The organism is Candidatus Kosakonia sp. 282A-S69 (assembly GCF_029433855.1).
In the GTDB taxonomy this organism is placed as follows: Bacteria; Pseudomonadota; Gammaproteobacteria; order Enterobacterales; family Enterobacteriaceae; genus Kosakonia; species Kosakonia cowanii_A.
On the sequence record NZ_JAROAU010000005.1, the window covers coordinates 248,049 to 248,314 of the forward strand.

The window sequence follows — 266 nt, forward strand, 5'->3', positions numbered from 1 at the left end:
GGCCGTGGTTGCGCAGCATGAAGAAATTGTTGTTGCTCAGGTGGCGCACCAGGCGAGGCTTTTCATCGTCGCGCAGCGCTACGCCCTCATAGTCGTGGTAGCCGAGCGAGCTGAGCACGAAAATGGACTGCTGGGAGATGGGCAGCACGCCATCCGCCTGCGCCGACACGGCCACGCCGTTGACGCTGTGGGTGTGCAGCACGCACCCGGCGTCCTCGCGCGCCGCATGGACGGCGCTGTGGATGGTGAAGCCTGCCGGATTGATG

The 266-nt window shown here is 65.0% G+C and carries 1 protein-coding gene; it reads right to left on the reverse strand.

Annotation, left to right across the window (positions count from 1 at the left end):
* Nucleotides 1-266, reverse strand: a 266-nt coding sequence (locus PU683_RS22220; protein WP_277174670.1) for a class II aldolase/adducin family protein, incomplete at both ends; no start/stop codon positions are given.